Here is a 21,937-nt window from a genome sequence, read left to right on the forward strand (position 1 = left end):
TCCACAGGTGGGCGCGGAAGTTTGTCGGTGGGCGTCTCTATATTCAATCTCAATTCAAACGTTCGAATACTTGTTCGGTCACACTAGGCGGTGTTGGCTCCAGGTATGCGATGGCGGAGGGACTCCGAGATGTCTGGTCGGGTCGAACATCCGGGACAGCCCGGTCGGGCGGGCAAGCTGCTGCAACGGGCCGATGGCCTGCTCATGCAGGCGGCGGGGGAGCGGGACCCGCGCGAGCGCTTCCGCACCGCCTATCTGGCCGCATTGCGCGGGGCGGGCGCGGTGATCGCGCTGACCGGCGCCGACAACGCGCCCCGGGCTCGTTCGCGTAACGCTTGGGTACTGATGCAGTCCGCCGCGCCCGAGTTCGTCATGTGGGCCGATTACTTCAGCGCGCGGTCGGAGACCAGGGCCGCGCTGGAGGCCGGACTCGATCGCGACGTCGACGACGACGAGGCCGACGAGTTCTATTCGCGGGTAGGAGCATTCCTTCACGACGTTGAAGATCTCCTTACCGCATCGGCTCGGTTGCGCCCCGCACCGGGGTGGTCTAGCGGCATGACCGGATAGTGACCGGCGGCACGCCCACATAGTTATGGGCGACTAGGTGGTACGGCCCTGATCGAACTCGTATCATTGGTGATAGATAGCCGCCAAGGTCGGCTATCAGGTCGCCTACCCGGAGGCGACAGCCACGCCTAGTGCCGGGGGAGGTACCGTGCCACTCTCCGAGCACGAGCAGCGCATGCTCGAACAGATCGAGAGCGCGCTCTATGCTGAGGATCCGAAGTTCGCGTCGTCCGTCCGCGGCGGGCGCCTTCGCTCGACCTCGAGTCGTCGCAGACTCCAGGCCGCGGCCTTGTTCGTCCTTGGTCTGTTTCTACTCATCGCCGGCATCGCCGCTCCGGTGAAGCCCGGCGGCTTCCCGATCATCAGTTTGGTCGGATTCATCGTCATGTTCGCTGCGGGCGTACTGCTGCTGGTCGGCACGTCCAAGGGCATCGCGAAGGGTGATCGGGCCGGCGGCGACGCCACGCCCGGCGGTCCGAGCGGTGGAACGACCGGACCGCGTGGGCGCCAACGCAAGTCCGGCGGTTTCTCCGAGCGGATGGAAGACCGATTCCGGCGACGGTTCGAGCAGGATTAGCTCGTTCATAGCCTGACATCTGCATACCGACGGCGACGCCGCACCGATCCGGTGCGGCGTCGCCGTCTCGCGTGTGGATAACCTCGCGCCGCCGTTGATCTCCGGGCGGGGTGCGCGACGCTTCCTCCACATCTCCCCACAAGATCCCCTACTTCGCCCCCTTCTCGGCTGAGCTGGCCCGCACCTGGGCGTTTGCTGGGTGTTTCCGGGCCTTTGTCCATGCGGACTGTGCGTGTCGGCAGAACACGCAAGAAGTTCTCCACCATGGTGATAGCTGGGATGACCTGCGAAATCGTTTGGGCCGGGAGCCAGATCACCGGCAGTTTCGATTGAAAGTGGGGGAAAGTGGGGTAATGTGGAGCGCGCACTACCGGAAAGGCCGACCATCGAGGTGATCGACTAGGGAGGTATCGGGTTGTTTCTCGGTACCTACACACCTCGGCTGGACGACAAGGGGCGACTCACGTTGCCTGCGAAATTTCGAGACGATCTGGCGGGAGGGTTGATGGTCACGAAGGGTCAGGATCACAGCCTTGCCGTGTACCCCAAAGAAGAGTTCACCGCGCTCGCTCGTCGGGCCGCGGCGGCATCTCGAAGTAACCCGCAGGCGCGCGCGTTCGTCCGGGCACTAGCGGCCGGAACGGATGAACAACGTCCGGACGCACAGGGCCGGATCGTGTTGTCGGCCGAACATCGGCGGTACGCAAACCTGCAACGGGATTGCGTGGTCACCGGCTCGGTCGATTTCCTCGAGATATGGGACAAGCAGGCGTGGGACTCCTACCTCGCCGAGCACGAGGAGGACTTCTCGCAAGCGAGAGACGAGTCGCTGGGCGGAATCTTCTAGCCCCGAGCGAACGAGTGCCGCGCGGCCTCTGCCCGGACGCGGACCCTGACGTACTTCCCCGACGCCAGGTGCCGAGGTTCGGTCAGAGACCACGGGGCATTCGTCTCCGGCAACGGTTTCTTATGCAAAAGCACTTGCGGCCCAATGAGACACAATCGCGAAGCGCTCGTTGGGCCGATGGGGTGCGGGAACTCCCGCATCGGCACAGAGGAACAAGGCGACCCGTGCGCGGTGCGCGACGAAGCGAGGCAGATCCCGGGAGGTCGAGGTGAACCGTGAGCAGGACGGCCCCCGCCATGTTCCTGTTCTGCTCGGCCGGGCCGACGCCCTGCTCGGGCCCGCGCTCACCGAACCCGGTGCGGTCTACCTCGACGCGACCCTCGGTCTCGGCGGACACGCCGAACACTTCCTGCGTACCTATCCCGGCCTCCGGCTCGTCGGTCTCGATCGAGACACCGCCGCGCTGAAGCTGGCCACCGAGCGGCTCGCGCCGTTCGCGGATCGAATCACCCTGGTACACACCCGGTACGACGGGATTGCCGAGGCACTCGCGCAAGCCGGGTTGACCGCCAACGGATCCGTCTCCGGCATCCTGATGGACCTCGGCGTGTCCTCGATGCAGCTCGACGAGGCCGAGCGCGGCTTCGCATACTCCATCGACGCGCCGCTGGACATGCGGATGGATCCCACCACCGGTCCCACCGCCGCCGACGTGCTGAACACCTACAGCCACGGCGACCTGGCCCGCGTGCTGAAAACCTATGGGGAAGAACGCTTCGCGGGCCGGATCGCCTCCGAGGTGCTGCGCCGCCGCCAGCAGAAGCCGTTCACCACCAGCGCCGAACTGGTCGAACTGCTCTACGCGGCGATACCGGCGGCGACCCGCCGGACCGGCGGACATCCGGCCAAGCGCACCTTCCAGGCGCTGCGGGTGGAGGTCAACCGCGAGCTCGATTCGCTGCGCGCCGCGCTACCCGCGGCCATGGACTCGCTGCGGATCGGCGGCCGGATCGTCGTCATGTCGTATCAGTCACTCGAGGACAAGGTGGTCAAGCAGGAGTTCGCGCCGCGCGCGGCCTCCCGCACCCCCGTCGACCTACCGGTCGAATTGCCCGGCATGGGACCGGAATTCCGGATGCTGACCCGTGGCGCGGAAAAGGCGACCGAACAGGAGATAGAAGAAAACCCGCGGGCCGCACCCGTCAGGATGCGGGCCGCGGAGCGAATTCAGGAGGTCGGATGAGACATGAGCTCGTCCGGCGGACCGGGTGCGGGGCCTGGACAAGGGAGGCCGGATGTCCCGCACAGACTCACGAGGGGACGAGAGTATGAGCGAGCTTAGCGAGCGAATCGTGTATCAGTGCGCCATGCGCATGCCGGAGCCGAGCGCTAGCGAGGTGGAGGCATGAGCATACGGACGCGGACCGTCGAGGCACCCGGGCGGATCGCCCGCCGGGTCCACGAATCCGAGCGGGTGAAATCGGGTGCCGCGCAACGGGCCTACGCCCGGCGCCGGACCCGCGCCGAAACCCGTTCGGACACACCTGATCTGCCGCGTCAGCAGGGGTCGGTGATGGCGGCGCGCATTCCGTTCGTCGCGGCGATCATCGCGCTGCTCGGCTGCGGTCTCGCGCTCACGTTGCTGCTGACCACCCGCGCCGCCGAGGACAGCTACCAGCTCGGCGACATCAGGGCGACCAACAAGCGGCTGGCCGACGAGCGGGCCGCGCTGCAACGCGAGGTGGAGTCCGCGGATTCCGCGCCCGACTTGGCCGCCCGCGCTAGGGAACTGGGCATGATTCCGGCCAAGGACCCGGCCCGCATCGTGGTCGCGCCGGACGGCACCGTGTCGGTGATCGGCAAACCGACTCCGGCGGAAGGTGCCCCGGTGCCGCCGCTGAACGTCTCGCCGACCGCCCCGGCCAACCCGCAGGCGGGCAACGTGCAGGCCCGCGGTGAACGCGTGATGCCGGTGACGACCACGCCGCCGCCGCCCGCCCTGCCGCCCCCGCCGGGCGCCAACGGTCCGGCCAACAACGCTCCGGCGAACAACGTCCAGGTGAATGCGGCTCCGGCGAGCCCGGTTCCGGTCAGCCCGGTCCCGCAGGCACCGGCCGAGGCCGCACCGCAGCAGCCCGAAGCCGCGCATCCGCCCGCGGATGTTGCCCAGGGACAGCCGGAAACGCCACAGTCACAGGCACTGCCAGACGGAGGCCAGCGGTGACACAGACCAGGCCCGCCCCGCGCCAGCGACGCGGGCCTGGTCCAGGCAAGGCGACCAGACCGCGTTCGGCTCCGCCCAAGAAGAACCAGCCGCTGCGTCGCCGCCTCGGCGCGGGCCGGATCATCATGCTGATCGCACTCGGTGTCGTCGCACTGCAACTGCTGTGGATCCAAACCATCAACGCGCCAAGCCTTTCCGCGCAGGCGGCAACCCAGCGCACCCAGCACGAGCCGGACTACGCGATCCGCGGCCCGATCACCGATCGCAACGGCAAGTCGCTGGCGTTCACCATCGCCGCGAAACAGCTGACCTTCCAGCCGATCGCGGTCCGCAAGCAGCTGGCCGACGCGAAAGCCAAGAACGACAAGGCGCCCGACCCGGATGAGCGCCTGAAGGCCATCGCCAAGACCGTGCACGACAAGCTCGGCAAGGCGGGTCCGGCGGAGTCGGATCTGCTCACCATGCTGCGCAGCGACGAGAAGTTCCTGTACCTGGCGCGCGGTGTCGATCCGCGGATCGCCTCGGACATCCGCACGCAGTACCCCGAGGTCGGCGCGGATTCCCAGTATCCGAGGGAACATCCGGGCGGCTCGTTGGCGGCCAACGTGCTCGGCGCCACCGGCTGGGACGGGCACGGTCAGATCGGTCTCGAGTCGTCGCTCGATTCGGTGCTCGCGGGCACCGACGGCTCGCACACGTACGACCGTGGCTCCGACGGCGCGGTCATCCCCGGTAGCTCGCGCGACAAGCAGGACGCCGTCAACGGCCACGGTGTGGAGTTGACCCTGGACTCGGACCTGCAGTACTACGTGCAACAGCAGGTGCAGCAGGCCAAGGAGATGTCCGGGGCCAACTCGGCCTCCGCGGTCGTGCTCGACGCCAAGACCGGCCAGGTGCTGTCGATGGCCAACGACAACACCTTCAATCCGCAACTGGGACCGCAGAATTGGGCCAGCTCCGACATGAACAACCCGTCGGTGTCCGATGTGTTCGAGCCCGGCTCGGTGAACAAGATCATTACTGCGGCGGCCTCGATCGAGTACGGATTGACCACTCCCGATGAGGTGCACCAGGTTCCGGGCGAGATCCGGATGGCGGGTGTGACCGTGCACGACGCGTGGAACCACGGCGTGGCGCCGTACACCACCACCGGCATCTTCGGTAGGTCCTCCAACGTGGGGACGCTGATGCTCGCCCAGCGGGTCGGCGAGGATCGGTTCGCCGACATGGTCAACCGCTTCGGCCTCGGCCAGCGCACCGGTGTCGGCCTGCCCGGCGAGAGCGGCGGTGTGGTGCCCGCCCGTGATCAGTGGTCCGGCGGCACCTTCGCCAACCTGCCTATCGGACAGGGCCTTTCGATGACCACGCTGCAGATGACGGGCATGTACCAGGCCATCGCCAACGACGGTGTGCGCATCCCGCCGCGGATCATCAAGGCCAAGATCGCACCGGACGGCAGCCGGACCGACGAGACGCAGCCCGACGGCGTGCGCGTGGTGAGCTCGCAGACCGCCGCGACGCTGCGCACCATGTTCCAGTCGGTGGTCCAGAAGGATCCGATGAACGCCAACCAGAACGGCACCGGCGGGCCCGCCGCGATCGACGGCTACCAGATCGCGGGCAAGACCGGCACCGCGCAGAAGGTCGACCCCAGCTGCCAGTGCTACTCGACCTCGTCGTTCTACATCACCTTCGCGGGCATCGCCCCGGCCGACAACCCGCGCTACGTCATCGGCCTGATGTTGGACAACCCGATCCGCAGCGCCGACGGCAGCGGCGGCCAGTCGGCCGCGCCGCTGTTCCACAACATCGCCTCCTGGGCGATGCAGCGTGACCGCATCCCGCCGTCGCCGGAGCCGTCCAAGCGTTTCGTGCTCCAGGCGGACTGAATCTGTGCGGTGTGGGACTTACCGTAGGTGCGTTGCGGGCCCGTGAACGGCCGTCGGTAACCTGACTCGTCGTCCCAGTCCCGCCCGTATCTGAGAGGAGCAATGTGCCTGCGCAGTCCAGCCAGCACGCGCTCCGGCCCGCCGATCCGCCGGCCACCGCGCTGACCGCCCTGCTGGCGTCGACCGGCGCCGAGGCGACCGGACCCGCGTTCGCGGAGATCCACGTCACCGGCATCGAGCAACGGTCGCAGGCCGTGCGACCCGGTGACCTGTTCGCCGCGTTACCCGGCGCGCAGGCGCACGGTGCCCGGTTCGCCGCGGACGCGGTCGAACGCGGCGCGGTCGCGGTGTTCACCGACGCGGCGGGCGCCGAGCTGGCCGGGGAGCTGAATGTCCCGGTGCTGGTGCGCGAGCATCCGCGCGCGGTGCTCGGCGAGCTGTCCGCGCAGATCTACGGCAATCCGTGCGAGCGACTGCGCATCGTCGGCATCACCGGCACCTCGGGCAAGACGACCACCTCGTATCTGGTGGAAGCCGGGCTGGCCGCCGCCGGGCTGTCGACCGCGCTGATCGGCACGATCGAGACCAGGATCGGTGGCCGCCGCGTGCCGAGCGCGCTGACCACGCCGGAAGCGCCGCAGCTGCACGCGATGTTCGCGCTGATGGTCGAGCAGGGCGTGGACGCGGTGGTGATGGAGGTGTCCAGCCACGCGCTGGCCCTGGGCCGGGTGGATGGCGTCCGATTCGCGGTCGGCGCGTTCACCAACCTGTCGCAGGACCACCTGGACTTCCACTCCGACTTCGAGGACTACTTCGCCGCCAAGCGCAGGCTGTTCGAGCCCGCATCGCCGATTGCCGCGCGAACTGCGGTGATCTGCGTCGATGACGAATGGGGCCAGCGCCTCGCCGATGGGCTCGAGGCGCCGATCACGGTGTCCACCACCGGAACCGGCGACTGGCGCCTGGACGGCGACATCGTGGCGCACGGCGGCGAGCAGGAGTTCACCGCGGCCGGACCGGACGGCAATATCGCTGTGCGGCTGCGGCTTCCGGGGCGCTACAACGTGGCCAACGGGCTGCTCGCGGTCGCCGTGTGCGCGGCCGCCGGTGTCGAGGCCGCGATCGCCGCGCCCGCACTGGCCACCGTCGACGTGCCCGGCCGGATGCAGCGAGTGGAGCGCGGGCAGGACTTCCTCGCGATCGTCGACTACGCGCACAAGCCCGCCGCGCTGGAATCGGTGATCGCCACGCTGCGTGGACATCTCGCGGCGGACGCGCCGGAATCGCCGGGGCGGCTCGCCGTGGTGGTCGGGGCGGGTGGCGACCGCGACGCGGGCAAACGCCCGCTGATGGGCGCGGCAGCGGCCCGCGGTGCCGATCTGGTGATCATCACCGACGACAACCCGCGCAGCGAGGACCCGGCGGCAATCCGGGCGGCGATGCGATCCGGCGCGCTGGCGGTGCCCGAACATGGTGATGTACGCGAGCTCGGCGATCGCGCCGAAGCCATTGCGGCGGCGGTGAATTGGGCTCAGGCCGGCGACGTGGTACTGGTTGCGGGTAAGGGGCACGAGGCAGGGCAGGAGATCCGGGGTGTGAAGCACCCCTTCGACGACCGCGACGTGCTCGCGGCGGCACTGGACAAGCGAAGTCCGCACCACGCGGACGCGGAGGACTTGACGGTTTCATGATCGAGATGACACTGCGGGAGATCGCGGACGTCGTCGGCGGCACGCTGCACGACGTCCCCGACCCGGAGGTGCGAGTCACCGGTTCGGTCGAATTCGATTCGCGCCGAATCGGTTCCGGTGATCTGTTCCTGGCCCTGCCCGGCGAGCGGTCGGACGGCCACGACTGGGCCGCCACGGCGGTCGCGGCCGGTGCGGTCGCGGTGCTGGCGGCGCGTCCGGTGGGTGTGCCCGCCATCGTCGTCACGCCGAACCCCGGCTCGGTGCCGTCGACTTCCGTTGCGCTGGCGGGTGATTCGGACGGTTCGGGCGCGGCGGTGCTCGCCGCGCTCGCCGACCTGGCCCGCGCCAGCGTGCAACGCCTCACCGCGGCAGGCACTCTCACCGTTGTCGGGGTGACCGGCTCGTCCGGCAAGACCTCGACCAAGGACCTGCTCGCGGCCGTACTCGCGCCGCTGGGGTCCGTGGTCGCACCGCCCGGTTCGTTCAACAACGAGCTCGGCCATCCGTGGACGGCGTTGCGCGCCAACGCCGATACGCGTTTCCTGGTGCTCGAGATGTCCGCGCGCGGCCCCGGCCACATCGCCGCGCTCGCCGAGGTGGCACCGCCGACCATCGGCGTCGTGCTCAATGTCGGCACCGCGCACCTCGGTGAGTTCGGCAGCCGCGAGGCGATCGCCAAGACCAAAGGCGAACTGGTGCAGGCGCTTCCCTCGACCGGGCTGGCCGTGCTCAACGCCGACGATCAGCAGGTCGCCGCGATGACCGCGCGCACCACCGCCCGCGTGGTGCTGGTCGGCCAATCCGACAGCGCCGACATCCGGGCCACCGATATCCGGCTCGACGACGAAGCCCGCGCCGGTTTCACCCTGCACACCCCGACCGGCGGCATCCCGATCCAGTTGGCCGTGCACGGCGAACACCAGGTCGGCAATGCACTTGCCGCGGTGGCGGTCGCCCAGGAATGCGGCGCGGACCTCGACACCATCGCGCGGGCACTGTCCGACGCGCGCGCAGCGTCCGCCCGCCGGATGGACGTGCGCACCACCGCGGCCGGGGTGACCGTCGTCAACGACTCCTACAACGCCAACCCCGACTCGGTCCGCGCCGCTCTCAAAGCCCTGGTCACCATGTCGCGCGCGGGCACGACCCCGCGCCGCAGCTGGGCCGTGCTCGGCGAAATGGGCGAGCTGGGGGAAGATTCCGTGATCGAACACGACCTGATCGGCCGGCTCGCGGTGCGGCTGGACGTGCATCGGCTGATCGTGGTCGGCACCGGAAGGCCGTCCCGCGCGATGCATAAGGGAGCGGTGATGGAAGGCTCATGGGGCGAGGAGTCGATCCTCGTGCCCGACATCGACGCGGCCATCGCGTTGCTCGACGACGAAGTCGAGGCGGGTGATGTGGTGCTGGTCAAGGCGTCGAAGTCGGTGGGCCTCTGGGAGGTCGCCGAACACTTGATCAAATCGGAGCCATCCAGCGGACGTACGGGAAGCACGGAGGCATTGGAGTGAGGGAGCGCAGCGAGCGAACCGAAGTCGCAGCGACCTTCTGTCGAACGGCTGAGGCGAGCGCTAGCGAGGCTCAGTCGTGAGACAGATTCTATTCGCGGCGGCCATCGCGCTCGCCGTATCGATTCTGCTGACCCCGCTGCTGATCAAGATGTTCGCCAAGCAGGGCTTCGGCCAGGAGATCCGGGTCGACGGCCCGGCCAGTCACCAGGCCAAGCGCGGCACCCCCACCATGGGCGGCGTCGCCATCATCATCGGCATGTGGGCCGGCTACCTCGGCTCGCACCTGATCGGCATCGGCTACCGCGCGGACGGGCCGTCCGCGTCCGGCCTGCTGGTGCTCGGCCTGGCCACCGCGCTCGGCGGCGTCGGCTTCGTGGACGACTTCATCAAGATCCGCAAGCAGCGCAACCTCGGCCTGACCGCCGCGGGCAAGTACCTCGGCCAGCTGACCGCCGCTGTCGTGTTCGGCGTGCTCGCGCTGCAGTTCCGCGGCGCCAGCGGGCTGACCCCGGCCAGCAGGCACCTGTCCTATGTGCGCGACATCAGCACGGTGACGATGGGTGTCGTCGTGTTCCTGGTGTTCGTCTGCCTCGTCGTGGTCGCCTGGTCCAACGCGGTGAATCTCACCGACGGACTGGACGGACTCGCGGCCGGCTCGATGAGCCTGGTGCTCGGCGGCTACGTGGTCATCACGTTCTGGCAGTACTACCACGCCTGCGAGATCAAGGCCGAGGTCGGCTGTTACAACGTGCGCGACCCGCTCGACCTGGCGCTGGTCTGTGCCGCGGGCGCCGCGGCGTGCGTCGGCTTCCTGTGGTGGAATGCCGCGCCCGCCAAGATCTTCATGGGTGACACCGGTTCGCTTGCGCTCGGCGGCATGCTGGCCGGACTTTCGATCACCACACGGACCGAGCTGCTGATGATCGTCATCGGCGCGCTGTTCGTGGCCGAAACCCTGTCGGTTGTGCTGCAGGTGGCGGTGTACCGCACCACGCGCAACCGGTTGTTCAAGATGGCGCCGTTCCATCATCACTTCGAACTCAGCAAGTGGGCCGAGACTACGGTGATCATCAGGTTCTGGCTATTGGCCGCGATGGCTTCGGCCGTCGGGCTCGGCTTGTTCTACAGCGAATATCTCTCTGCGGTCGGGTGAACTAGCGATGGTCGAACATTCTCCTCGGGCCCTGCGATCACCTGGGCCCATGCTCGAATTTCTGCGCGGCCGTGACGTTCTCGTCGCGGGCTGGGGCATATCGGGGCGCTCGCTCGTCGAGCCGCTGCGCGATATCGGCGCGCGCCCGGTGGTCACCGACGGTGGCGCCGCGGCGCTGGCCGAGGCGGCCGGGCTCGGCCTGGACATCGCCACCTGCGTGGAACTTGAAACCACCGACTGGAGTCGGTTCGCGCTGGTGATCACCAGCCCGGGCTGGCGGCCGGACTCACCGGTGCTCGCCGCGGCCGTGGCCGAAGGCACGCCGGTGTGGGGCGATGTCGAATTCGCCTGGTGGGTCGATCAAGCCAGGATCTACGGGCCGGTGCGCAAGTGGCTGGTGATCACCGGAACCAACGGCAAGACCACCACCACCCAGATGACGCACGCCATCCTGCGCGCCGCGGGCATCCCCAGCGTCGCCTGCGGCAATATCGGCCTGCCGATCCTGGATGCGTTGCGGCGCAACCCAGGACCACAGGTGCTCGCCGTCGAGCTGTCCTCGTTCCAGCTGCACTGGGCGCCGTCGGTGCGTCCGGAGGCAGGCGTGGTGCTCAATGTGGCCGAGGATCATCTGGATTGGCACGGCGGATTGGACGCGTACGCGGCCGCCAAGGCGCGGGCGCTGGTCGGCCGGGTCGGCGTGGTCGGGCTCGACGATCCGGTGGCCGCCTCGCTGGCCCGCCGCTCGAAAGCCCGTCGCACCGTTGGCTTCCGGATCGGCGTGCCCGCCGACGGTGAGCTCGGCGTGGTCGACGGCAAACTGCTCGATCGCGCGTTCACCAAGGCCGCGATCCTCGCCGAGGTCGGCGACATCAGCCCGCCCGGACCCGCCGGTGTCGCCGACGCGCTCGCCGCCGCCGCGCTGACCAGGGCCATCGACGTGGCGCCGCAGTTCATTCGGGAAGGGCTGATCGAGCACAAGGTCGGCCCGCACCGGTCCGCGTTCGTGCGCGAGGTCGGCGGCGTCGATTTCATCGACGACTCCAAGGCCACCAACCCGCACGCCGCGCGCACCGCGATCCTGGCGCACCCGCAGGTGGTCTGGCTGGCCGGCGGTCAGCTCAAGGGCGCGCAGATCGAGGACCTGGTCGAAGAGGTCGCCGACCGGCTCGTCGCCGTGGTGCTGATCGGCGCCGACGCACCGGTATTCGCGGCCGCGTTGGCGCGACACGCGCCTGAGGTCCCGGTCATCGAGCTGATCGCGGGAGACGATGCAGGGATGGGTGACGCGTCGAGAGATAAGGCCGACGCCGTGATGGCGCGTGCCGTACAGGCCGCGGCCGGGTTCGCCAGTCGAGGCGACGCCGTACTGCTCGCCCCCGCGGCGGCTTCGTTGGACATGTTCGCCGATTACACGCACCGGGGCCGCAGTTTCGCGGCGGCGGTGCACGCACTGGAAGACGGTGACGTCGGGCGGACGCTATGACGCCGCGCCGTGAGCTCAGGGCCCGGAGGCGGCGTCGGAGCGTAACCATGGAGGCCCCGTGAACGGCGCGACTCAGACACAGCCGGCGCGGCGTCAGGAACAGCCCCGAGCCGGTGCCCGGTTCGTGGCCTGGCTGGCGCGGCCGCTCGCGTCGTTTCATCTCGTCGTCACCATCGCCACGCTGCTCACCGTGCTCGGCCTGGTGATGGTGCTTTCCGCGTCGAGCGTCGAGGCGTATGCCGATGGGGGATCGGCGTATTCGCTGTTCATCCAGCAGGCGATGTTCGCGGCGATCGGCACCGTGCTGTTCTATCTCGCGCTGCGCATTCCGTTGCGCCGGTTGCGGCAGTGGTCGTTCCCGCTGTTCGTGCTGTCGGTGCTGGGGCTGGTGCTCGTGCTGGTGCCGGGCATCGGTTCCAAGGTGCAGGGTGCGCGGCGGTGGATCGACCTGGGCTTGTTCAATGTGCAGCCGTCGGAGATTGTGAAGGTCACGCTGGTGGTGTGGGGCGCGCATCTGCTGGCGTCGCGCCGCTCGGAGCACGCGGGGCTGAAAGACATTCTGATGCCGCTGGTTCCGGCGGGTCTGCTGGTGTGTCTGCTCGTCGTGGTGGAGCCGAACCTGTCGACGACGATCGCGCTGGGCATGGTGATCGCGGCGCTGCTCTGGTTCGGCGGCCTGCCGCTGCGGCTGTTCGTGACGGTGGCGGTGTCCGGTTTGATCGCCGCGGCCGTGCTCGCCTTGTCGGCGGGGTATCGCTCGGACCGCATGCGCGCGTTCTTCAATCCCGGCGACGACCCACAGGGCATCGGTTATCAGGCACGCCAAGCGCTCTTCTCCCTCGCCGACGGCGGCATCTGGGGGCGCGGGCTCGGCCAGAGCCGGGCCAAGTGGAGCTACCTGCCCAACTCGCACAACGACTTCATCTTCGCCATCATCGGCGAGGAACTCGGCTTCCTCGGCTGCGCCCTGGTGCTCGGACTGTTCGCACTGTTCGTCTACACCGGCATCCGCATCGCCAGTCGCTCGGTCGATCCGTTCCTGCGGTTGCTCACGGCCACCGCGACCACGTGGATCACCGGGCAGGCGCTGATCAATATCGGCTACGTCGTCGGCCTGCTCCCGGTCACCGGCCTGCAGTTGCCCCTGGTCTCCGCGGGCGGTTCATCGCTGGCCATCACCCTGTTCATGTTCGGCATCATCGCCAACGCAGCACGGCACGAACCGGAGGCCGTCTCCGCGCTGCATGCCGGACAAGACGGTAGGTTCAGCAAGTTGCTGCGCTTGCCCAAGCCGGAGGTGTACTCGCCGGCCCGGGCCAGCGCCGCCAGGGCGAAATCCGCACAGCGCAAGGCGCCACGACAAGGGAGACAGGCGCTGCCACCCGCGCGGCGCCCGCAGCCCGAGCCGGGACGGCGCCGCTCACCGGAGAGCCGTGGCACCAGCTCGCTGCGCGCGACCAGAGCGTGGGAGCCCAGTTACCCGGTCAACCACACAAGAGAACGAGGAAAATCTAGGTGATCTCGGTAATCGTCGCAGGCGGCGGCACGGCGGGCCATATCGAACCCGCCCTCGCGGTGGCGGACGCGCTGCGGCGACTCGACGATTCGATCCGGGTGACGGCGCTGGGCACCGAACGCGGCTTGGAGACCAGGCTGGTTCCCGAGCGCGGCTATCCGCTCGAGCTCATCCCGCCGGTTCCGTTGCCGCGCAAGCCGACCGCGGACCTGCTGCGGCTGCCCGGTCGGGTGCGTGCCTCGGTGGCGCGGACCAGGGCGGTGATCGACGCGGTCGAGGCCGACGTGATCGTCGGCTTCGGCGGATACGTGGCGCTGCCCGCCTACCTGGCCGCCGGGCCGGGGCTGCTGCGCCGTCGCCGCAAGGTGCCGGTGGTGGTGCACGAGGCGAACGCCAAGGCGGGGATCGCGAACAAGGTCGGCGCGCGGCGCGCCGCGCGAGTGCTTGCCGCGGTACCGGATTCGGGTTTGGCCGGGGCGCAGGTCGTCGGCATCCCGGTGCGCGCCGCGATCACCACGCTCGATCGGGCCGCGCTGCGGGCCGAGGCACGGGCGCATTTCGGGCTGCCCGCCGAGGGACCGGTGCTGCTGGTGTTCGGCGGATCGCAAGGCGCGCGCAGCCTGAACGAGGCGGTGTCCGGTGCCGCGCCGCAACTCGCCGCCGCGGGCATCTCGGTGCTGCACGCGCACGGACCGAAGAACACCCTCGATGTTGCCGAGAGTGGCGCGAGCACACGGTATGTCGCGGTGCCGTATCTTTCCCGGATGGATCTCGCCTACGCCGCCGCCGACGCGGTGGTCTGCCGGTCGGGCGCGATGACCGTCGCCGAGGTGTCGGCGGTCGGGCTGCCCGCCTTCTACGTGCCGCTCCCGCACGGCAACGGTGAGCAGGAGCTCAATGCCAGGCCGGTCGTCCGACAGGGCGGCGGCAGAATTGTCCCGGATTCGGAGCTGACGCCGAAATACGTGATCGATGAGGTGATTCCGCTGCTCATGGACTCCGCACGGCTGATCGAGATGGGTCGCGCCGCGGCCAGTGCCGGGCATCGCGACGCCGCCGACGCGGTGGCGCGGATCGTGCTGGAGGTCGCACGTGGCTGACGACCTCTCGGCTCTGCCGCCCTCGTTGGCGCGGGTGCACATGGTCGGCATCGGCGGTGCCGGGATGTCCGGGATCGCGCGGATTCTGCTGTCCCGCGGTGGTGCCGTGTCCGGCTCCGACGCCAAGGAGAGCCGCGGCGTACTCGCGTTGCGGGCCCGTGGTGCGCAGGTGCGCATCGGCCACGACGCCAGCGCCCTCGACCTGCTGCCCGGCGGCCCGACCGTGGTGGTCACCACCTACGCGGCCATCCCGAAGACCAATCCCGAACTGGTGGAAGCGAAGCGGCGCGACATCCCGGTGCTGCTGCGCCCGGCCGTGCTCGCCTCGCTGATGCAGGGCCATCGCACCCTGCTCGTCTCGGGAACGCACGGCAAGACCTCCACTACCTCGATGCTCATCGTGTCGTTGCAGCACTGCGGATTCGACCCGTCGTTCGCGGTCGGCGGCGAGCTGAACGAGGCGGGCACCAACGCGCACCACGGCACCGGGGACATCTTCGTCGCCGAGGCCGACGAGAGCGACGGGTCGCTACTGCAGTACGACCCGGACGTCGCGGTGGTCACCAATATCGAATCCGATCACCTCGACTACTTCGGCACCGACGAGGCCTACGTCCAGGTCTTCGACGATTTCGCCGACCGGCTCGCCGAAGGTGGCCTGCTGGTGGTCTGCCTGGACGATCCGGGTTCCTGGGCGCTCGCCGAACGCGTCGGCGAGAAGCTGGCCGCCAAGAACATTCGCGTCCTCGGGTACGGCTCCGGCGAACTCGCCGACGCGCCGGTGCCCGTCGGCGTGCGGATGCACAGCTGGGAGCCGCGCGATGTCGGCGGCATCGCCCAGTTCCAGCTCGACGACGAAGCGACACCGCGCACCCTGCGGTTGTCCGTGCCGGGCAGGCACATGGCGCTGAACGCACTGGCCGCGCTGCTCGCCGCCCGCGCGGCGGGCGCCGACATGGACGAAATCATCCAGGGCCTGGAGGGTTTCGGCGGCGTGCACCGCCGGTTCCAGTTCGCGGGCCGGGAGAACGGCGTGCGCGTCTTCGACGACTACGCACACCATCCGACCGAGGTGCGCGCCGTGCTCGGCGCCGCCGCCGAACTGGTGCAGCAGGAAGCCCGCGACGGGGCCCGGTCTCGGCAGGGCCGGGTGATCGTGGTCTTCCAACCGCATCTGTACAGCCGCACCGCGACTTTCGCGCAGGACTTCGGTGCCGCGCTGAGCCTCGCGGACGAGGTGGTCGTGCTCGACGTGTACGGCGCGCGGGAGAAGCCGCTGCCCGGCGTGAACGGCGCGCTGGTGGCCCAGTCGGTCACCAAACCCGTGCACTACCAGCCGGATATGTCGTGCGTCGGCCGTCAGGTCGCGAAGCTCGCGCTGCCCGGTGACGTCGTGATCACCATGGGCGCAGGCGATGTGACCATGCTCGGCAGCCAGATCCTCGACGGCTTACGGGCGCGCCCTCAGTACGGGCGGTGAGGCCTTGACACGTACGAGGGGATCGGAACGTGTGCGCAGGGCAGGCTTCGGCGCGGCGCGATCGGCCGGTGCGCGGCTCGGGCCGAACGGGTGGCGGCGGGTCTGGCTGTGGGGATTGCTCGGTGTGTGCGTGCTTGCCGTCGTCGGTGCCGTCGCGTGGTTCACGCCGGTGCTCTCGGTGCGCACCGTCAAGGTCGACGGCGCGGTCGCGGTGCCCGAACAGCAGGTGCGCGACTTGCTCGAAATCCCTTCGGGGCAGTCGATGTTGCGCATCGACACCACCGCCATCGCGCGGCGGGTGGCGAGCATTCCGAAGGTGCGCACGGCCAGGGTGCAGCGCGTTTTCCCGTCGACGGTCCAGGTGACCGTGGTCGAGCGGGTACCCGTGCTGTTCTTCGAAAGTCCGCAGGGCGCGCATCTGCTCGACGCCGAGAGCGTGGAATTCGCGATCGAGGACGCGCCGATCGGCGTACCCAAGCTGGTCACCGATCGCCCGGCCAGCGACGCCCCCGTGACCAGGGCTGCGGTCGCGGTGCTCGCCGCGCTGCCGCCCGCGCTGGTCGTTCAGGTGGACGAGGTTGTGGCGCGGTCTATTTCGGATGTTTCGCTGAATCTGAAGGACGGCCGCACGGTACTCTGGGGCGGGATGAACGACGCCGAACGCAAGTCGGCGGTCGTGCTTCCGCTGCTCACCCGCCCTGGAACGGTGTTCGATGTGTCGAGTCCTAACCTGGTCACGGTAAAGTGAGCGATACCCATTGCGCCCGCGTCGAATTGCAGTATTCGACGGGTGGCGCTCGCAGGCCCTCCAGGGCCGCGCGAGCAGCCACTTCCGGGCCTGACGCTCACGCCACCGGCCCTCGCGCCGGGAACCGAGCGCCGGGGGGCAACCGTTCACCATACGTCGTGCGGCGCTGCGAGACGAGAGGGATCACACAAGATTCTGTCTTTCGTTTCGGCGCGCCTGCGCGCGTATTGCGGCGGCGGCGAATAGCGTTCCGCAGCAGTCGGATACTTGACATAACGCTAACCCTATGGTTCAGGTTTAGGGTTTGCCCGGGCGGCGGTTCGCTGAGTGAAGCCGCTCAGGCGAATACGGCGAAGTGTCTCGAATCCGAAAACGACAGGCTTTAGATCGAAGGAAGGCGAGAGCCCATGACGCCCCCGCACAACTACCTTGCAGTGATCAAGGTCGTCGGTATCGGCGGCGGCGGTGTGAATGCCGTCAACCGGATGATCGAACAGGGCCTCAAAGGTGTCGAGTTCATCGCGGTCAACACCGACGCGCAAGCCCTGCTGATGAGCGATGCCGACGTCAAGCTCGACGTCGGCCGCGAACTCACCCGTGGTCTCGGTGCAGGCGCCGACCCCGAGGTCGGCCGCCGGGCCGCCGAGGACCACAAGGACGAGATCGAAGAGGTGCTCAAGGGCGCCGACATGGTCTTCGTCACCGCGGGCGAGGGTGGTGGCACCGGTACCGGTGGCGCCCCGGTCGTCGCGCAGATCGCGCGCAAGCTCGGCGCGCTGACCATCGGCGTCGTCACGCGCCCGTTCTCCTTCGAGGGCAAGCGGCGCGGCGGCCAGGCCGAGACCGGCATCGGCCAGCTGCGCGAGTCCTGCGACACGCTCATCGTGATCCCCAACGACCGGCTGCTGCAGCTCGGCGACGCGGCGGTGAGCCTGATGGACGCGTTCCGCTCGGCGGACGAGGTGCTGCTCAACGGTGTGCAGGGCATCACCGACCTGATCACCACCCCGGGCCTGATCAACGTCGACTTCGCCGACGTCAAGAGCGTGATGTCCGGCGCGGGCAGCGCGCTGATGGGCATCGGCTCGGCGCGCGGCGAGGGTCGTTCGGTCAAGGCGGCCGAGTCGGCGATCAACTCGCCGCTGCTGGAGGCGTCCATGGACGGCGCGCACGGCGTGCTGCTGTCCATCGCGGGCGGCTCCGACCTCGGCCTATTCGAGATCAACGAGGCCGCGTCGCTGGTCCAGGAGGCCGCGCACATCGAGGCCAACATCATCTTCGGCACGGTGATCGACGACTCGCTCGGCGACGAAGTGCGAGTCACCGTGATCGCAGCGGGTTTTGACGGGGGAGGTCCCGCCCGGCGGACCTTCGAGAACCCGAGCCGGAGCACCATCGGATCGGCCCGCGCCGGCGAGATCGGCACGAGCCGCCCCGCCGAGGTAGCGGCCCGCAGCACCGACATCGCCGCCGCCACCGCGAGCTCGACCAGCTCGACCCGCGGTGCCGTGCCGAGCTACCGGGAAACCGAGAAGGCCCGGATGGCCGACCCGACCGTCGCGAACAACGCGCGTACACACATCGAACCGCCCGACGACGATGACGACGACGTCGACGTCCCGTCCTTCATGCGACGGTGACGCCCAGTCAGCGCGCACCACAAGCTGAACCACGAAGGCCCTGATCCCCGCCGGGATCAGGGCCTTCGCGCCATCCCACCCCCTGCGCCCGCGTCCCGGCGAGTGCGTCCAAGATCCGCACTCTTTCTCGGGATCCGCACTGGCTCTAGGGCCCTAAAGCCAGTGCAGATCCCGAGACAGGGTGCAGCTGTCGCCGACAGCACCCGTTTCAAGATCATGGGGAACTGGTGCAGGTGAGCTCTCTCGGGCCGATGCCTGCATCAGTTCGCCTTGATCTTGAAAACCCACCCTCCGACACCCAGCCCGCCCGAAAAGACGCTTGAGAACAGCACCACAGCCAGATGACCACGCTGGAACCTCCACACCGCGCACCTGACCGCTAACTAAGGCCGGGAACCCCACCTCACGTGCTCAGCACTACTCCGGTCATCCCACGGACTGTCGAAAACCTAGGGACCGCAGACCAGGGGTGTCTCTGCGTACACGATCCTGGACTAGTACACCCAGAGACCCCCCGAAGAAGTGCACCTACCGGGCAAGTGCTTCTTAGGACTCCGCAGGTGGGCAGTCCGTAGAAGCTGAGACCTACCCAGGTTTTCCCGTGAGTAGTGCTGGGCACGTCGGGTGGGGTTCCCGGCTGTAGTTAGCGGTCGGGTGTGTGGTGTCGGGTTCCGGCGTGGTCATCTGGCTGTGGTGCTGTTTTCGGGCGTTTCAAGATCAAGTGAGTCATATGGTTGCTGCTGGAGATCGTTTGGCGACCATTTGACTCGCCTCGATGCTTCCGGCGGGGCTGTGCTGGGTGGGCCGTGTCCGGCAGAAGGGGTGTGTACACCCTTTGTCTAAGCCGCACACCCCGTATAGAGGGTGTGCGGCTCACACAAAGGGTGTGCGGGGGTGTGTCGTAACCCTCGGCTCGTGGGTCGTCGGGGGTTCGGAGCGCTACTAGGCTCGTTGACATGACTTCTGCCCCTACGCTGACCGTTCGACGAGTGACGACGACCAGGGCGGGTGGGTTCTCGGCTCCGCCCTACGAGTCGTTCAATCTCGGGGATCACGTGGGGGACGATCCGGCGACGGTGCAGCGCAATCGGGATCGGCTGGCGGAGGGGATCGGGCTCACGCCGGACCGGCTGGTGTGGATGGAGCAGATCCATGGGCGCAATGTCGAGATCATCGATGGGCCACGGGATGAGCCGGTGCCTGCCACCGACGCGATCGTGACCAACGTGCCTGGTCTCGCCCTGGTGGTGTTGACCGCTGACTGTGTGCCGATCCTGTTGTCCGACGACGAGGCAGGTGTGCTGGCCGCCGTGCATGCCGGGCGGATCGGCGCCCGGATTGGAATCGTGCCCAAGGTGCTCGAGGCGATGGTGTCTATCGGCGCGCGGGTCGATCGGATCGGCGCGTTCCTCGGACCGGCCGCGTCGGGGCGGCAGTACGAGGTGCCCGCCGCGATGCGCGCCGATGTCGAGAAGCATCTGCCGGGTAGCGCCGCCACCACCGTGCGCAAGACCCCTTCGCTCGACCTGCGCGCCGGAATCACCAGGCAGCTCGTCGAAGCCGGGGTCAACGGGGTTGCCGTCGACCCGCGCTGCACCATCGAGGACCGCACCCTGTTCAGCCATCGCCGCGGCGCGCCGACCGGACGACTCGGCAGCGTGATCTGGGCGGAGGTGCGCTGATGAGTCACTCGGAAGCCGTTGCGGCGCAGGTCGACGCGCGGACCGCCGAGCTGGCCACCAACCTGTCCGCGTTGCTCCAGCGCGTCGACGCGGCCTGTCTCGCGGCGGGGCGCGCACCGGACTCGGTGCGTCTACTCCCCGTGACGAAGTTCTTCCCCGTCGACGACGTGGCGATCCTCTACCGTCTCGGCCGACGCGAGTTCGGCGAGTCGCGCGAGCAAGAAGCCACGGCAAAGGTCGCCGCGCTGCCTTCTTTGGTAGCCGATGGCTCTGCGGGTGATGAAGACCTCCCAGATGTGCAGTGGCACATGATAGGACGCCTGCAGCGCAACAAGGCGCGGGTCGTCGCGCGCTGGGCGCACACCGTGCACTCGGTCGACAGCGAACGTCTGGCAACGGCCCTTGACGCGGGTGCGCGCACCGCGCTGGACGCGGGGGAGCGGACCGACCCGGTGCGGGTCCTACTGCAGGTGAGCCTGGATGACGACCCCTCCCGCGGCGGTGTCGCACCCGACGATTTGGCCCGCCTCGCGGAACACGTTGCGGCGTCTTCTGGATTACGACTGTCCGGTCTGATGGCCATTCCCCCATTGGGGGCTGAGTCTGATGCGGCATTTGCGCGACTTGCGACTTTGCACACCATGCTGCTCGCCGAGCATCCCGGCGCGACAGAACTTTCCGCAGGAATGTCGGGAGATCTGGAAACCGCCATCCAACACGGCTCCACGTGTGTGCGTGTCGGTACCGCCTTGATGGGCGCTCGACCGATAACCTCGGCGTAGCAAAGAAACCTCATCAGTCACATTCGACACATATGCTTGAGGCAGACGAGGGCTGAGCAAGACTTCAACACCCGGCCGCCACCGGGGCCGAAGGAAGGTCGACCAATATGAGCGAGCGCAGCGAGCGAGTTCTCGACGCAGCCACCATCGTGGTCATGACTGCGCCGAGCGTCAGCGAGGCACAGTCATGAGCACGCTGCATAAGTTCAAGGCGTACTTCGGCATGGTCCCTCTCGAAGACTACGAAGATGACTATGTCGATGACCGCGCCCCTCGAGGGAGCGACGATCGCGTCGCACGTCGGCCTCGGCCCCGTGACTACCCGGACGGCTACGGTGCCGATCGGTACCCCGAAGACCGTTACGGCGCAGATCATTACGCCGCCGACGGCTTCGACCGCGAGGACGCCGATTACCCGGAGCCTGCCTACAAGTCGCCGTACAAGGCCGGATACCCCGTGTCCCGCCGCTCCGAGTACGCCGACGAGCCGTACGGCGAGGACCGCTACGAGTCGCAGCGGCGTCCCACCCGGATCGAGACCGCGCCGTCGTCCGGCCGGTTCCGTGCGGGCGGCAGCGTGCCACCGATGCGGGGTACCACCCGCGGTGCGCTCGCCGTCGATCCCGACGCCGAGGAGCGTCGACTCGAGGAGCGCGTGCGCCCCGAGCCGGCACCCGCGCGCAGGCCGGGGATCTTCGAGGACGGAGGCCCCTTGTCCAAGATCACGACACTGCGCCCGCGCGACTACAGCGAGGCCAGGATCATCGGCGAGCGGTTCCGCGAGGGCAACCCCGTGATCATGGACCTGGTCGACCTGAGCAACGCCGACGCCAAGCGCCTCGTCGACTTCGCCGCCGGACTCGCGTTCGCGCTGCGTGGCTCGTTCGACAAGGTTGCTACGAAGGTGTTCCTCCTCTCACCGGCCGATGTCGACGTATCAGCCGAAGAACGCCGACGCATCGCCGAAACCGGCTTCTACAACCAGAAATAAGGTCGTGATCTGGGGGGTGTTGCAGACCGGTCGCAGGTGGGGCGGCGCGG

At 68.5% G+C, this 21,937-nt stretch carries 18 protein-coding genes; all 18 read left to right on the forward strand.

The annotated features are described in order from the left end of the window. The first annotated feature begins 129 nt into the window (after positions 1 to 129). The 18 genes from ACQPW1_RS15820 to ACQPW1_RS15905 all read left to right on the forward strand — a co-directional run bounded on the left by ACQPW1_RS15820 (position 130) and on the right by ACQPW1_RS15905 (position 21,887). Entirely contained in the window at positions 130 to 570 is a 441-nt protein-coding gene (locus tag ACQPW1_RS15820) for an SAV_6107 family HEPN domain-containing protein (protein WP_433663458.1), read from the forward strand. Between the two features lie 148 nt (positions 571 to 718). Then, positions 719 to 1,147 (forward strand): DUF3040 domain-containing protein, encoded by a 429-nt coding sequence (locus ACQPW1_RS15825; RefSeq protein WP_433663459.1) that lies wholly within the window; start codon positions 719 to 721, stop codon positions 1,145 to 1,147. Positions 1,148 to 1,562: 415 nt separating this feature from the next. Further along, positions 1,563 to 1,994, forward strand: a complete 432-nt coding sequence (gene mraZ, locus ACQPW1_RS15830; protein WP_040733463.1) for a division/cell wall cluster transcriptional repressor MraZ — start codon at positions 1,563 to 1,565, stop codon at positions 1,992 to 1,994. Between the two features lie 268 nt (positions 1,995 to 2,262). After that, positions 2,263 to 3,237: a 16S rRNA (cytosine(1402)-N(4))-methyltransferase RsmH gene (rsmH, locus tag ACQPW1_RS15835; protein WP_433663460.1), complete on the forward strand. Its 975-nt coding sequence runs from the start codon at positions 2,263 to 2,265 to the stop codon at positions 3,235 to 3,237. A 162-nt stretch (positions 3,238 to 3,399) separates the two neighbouring features. After that, positions 3,400 to 4,218, forward strand: coding sequence for a hypothetical protein (locus tag ACQPW1_RS15840; protein ID WP_433663461.1), 819 nt, complete (start codon positions 3,400 to 3,402; stop codon positions 4,216 to 4,218). Continuing rightward, on the forward strand, positions 4,215 to 6,107 hold the full coding sequence (locus ACQPW1_RS15845; protein ID WP_433663462.1) for a peptidoglycan D,D-transpeptidase FtsI family protein: 1,893 nt from the start codon (positions 4,215 to 4,217) through the stop codon (positions 6,105 to 6,107). The genes ACQPW1_RS15840 and ACQPW1_RS15845 overlap by 4 nt, the downstream gene beginning before the upstream one ends. 104 nt (positions 6,108 to 6,211) lie before the next feature. Continuing rightward, a complete protein-coding gene (locus ACQPW1_RS15850) occupies positions 6,212 to 7,798 on the forward strand; it encodes a UDP-N-acetylmuramoyl-L-alanyl-D-glutamate--2,6-diaminopimelate ligase (RefSeq protein WP_433663463.1) in 1,587 nt (528 codons plus the stop codon). Beyond that, positions 7,795 to 9,309: a UDP-N-acetylmuramoyl-tripeptide--D-alanyl-D-alanine ligase gene (locus ACQPW1_RS15855; protein ID WP_433663464.1), complete on the forward strand. Its 1,515-nt coding sequence runs from the start codon at positions 7,795 to 7,797 to the stop codon at positions 9,307 to 9,309. The genes ACQPW1_RS15850 and ACQPW1_RS15855 overlap by 4 nt, the downstream gene beginning before the upstream one ends. Positions 9,310 to 9,385: 76 nt before the next feature. Further along, on the forward strand, positions 9,386 to 10,462 hold the full coding sequence (gene mraY, locus ACQPW1_RS15860) for a phospho-N-acetylmuramoyl-pentapeptide-transferase (RefSeq protein WP_150406558.1): 1,077 nt from the start codon (positions 9,386 to 9,388) through the stop codon (positions 10,460 to 10,462). A gap of 49 nt (positions 10,463 to 10,511) precedes the next feature. Beyond that, positions 10,512 to 11,948, forward strand: coding sequence for a UDP-N-acetylmuramoyl-L-alanine--D-glutamate ligase (gene murD, locus ACQPW1_RS15865; protein WP_433663465.1), 1,437 nt, complete (start codon positions 10,512 to 10,514; stop codon positions 11,946 to 11,948). 58 nt (positions 11,949 to 12,006) lie between these two features. After that, a complete protein-coding gene (gene ftsW / locus ACQPW1_RS15870) occupies positions 12,007 to 13,467 on the forward strand; it encodes a putative lipid II flippase FtsW (RefSeq protein WP_433663466.1) in 1,461 nt (486 codons plus the stop codon). After that, positions 13,464 to 14,564: an undecaprenyldiphospho-muramoylpentapeptide beta-N-acetylglucosaminyltransferase gene (gene murG / locus ACQPW1_RS15875; RefSeq protein WP_433663467.1), complete on the forward strand. Its 1,101-nt coding sequence runs from the start codon at positions 13,464 to 13,466 to the stop codon at positions 14,562 to 14,564. The genes ftsW and murG overlap by 4 nt, the downstream gene beginning before the upstream one ends. 40 nt (positions 14,565 to 14,604) lie before the next feature. Continuing rightward, positions 14,605 to 16,044 (forward strand): UDP-N-acetylmuramate--L-alanine ligase, encoded by a 1,440-nt coding sequence (gene murC, locus ACQPW1_RS15880; protein WP_433665252.1) that lies wholly within the window; start codon positions 14,605 to 14,607, stop codon positions 16,042 to 16,044. Positions 16,045 to 16,075: 31 nt separating this feature from the next. After that, positions 16,076 to 16,792, forward strand: a complete 717-nt coding sequence (locus tag ACQPW1_RS15885; RefSeq protein ID WP_433663468.1) for a cell division protein FtsQ/DivIB — start codon at positions 16,076 to 16,078, stop codon at positions 16,790 to 16,792. A 407-nt stretch (positions 16,793 to 17,199) separates the two neighbouring features. Further along, positions 17,200 to 18,432 carry a cell division protein FtsZ gene (ftsZ, locus tag ACQPW1_RS15890; protein WP_433663469.1) on the forward strand — a complete coding sequence of 411 codons (1,233 nt, stop codon included), beginning with the start codon at positions 17,200 to 17,202 and terminating at the stop codon, positions 18,430 to 18,432. Between the two features lie 956 nt (positions 18,433 to 19,388). Continuing rightward, on the forward strand, positions 19,389 to 20,114 hold the full coding sequence (gene pgeF, locus ACQPW1_RS15895) for a peptidoglycan editing factor PgeF (RefSeq protein ID WP_433663470.1): 726 nt from the start codon (positions 19,389 to 19,391) through the stop codon (positions 20,112 to 20,114). Then, the gene (locus ACQPW1_RS15900) at positions 20,114 to 20,896 is read left to right on the forward strand and encodes a YggS family pyridoxal phosphate-dependent enzyme (RefSeq protein ID WP_433663471.1); all 783 of its coding nucleotides are present in this window, start codon (positions 20,114 to 20,116) and stop codon (positions 20,894 to 20,896) included. Before pgeF ends, ACQPW1_RS15900 begins: the two co-directional genes overlap by 1 nt. Positions 20,897 to 21,083: 187 nt before the next feature. After that, on the forward strand, positions 21,084 to 21,887 hold the full coding sequence (locus ACQPW1_RS15905) for a cell division protein SepF (RefSeq protein WP_433663472.1): 804 nt from the start codon (positions 21,084 to 21,086) through the stop codon (positions 21,885 to 21,887). The last annotated feature ends 50 nt before the right edge of the window (positions 21,888 to 21,937 follow it).

Origin of the sequence: Nocardia sp. CA-128927 (assembly GCF_050955855.1) — a bacterium.
Taxonomy (GTDB): Bacteria; Actinomycetota; Actinomycetes; order Mycobacteriales; family Mycobacteriaceae; genus Nocardia.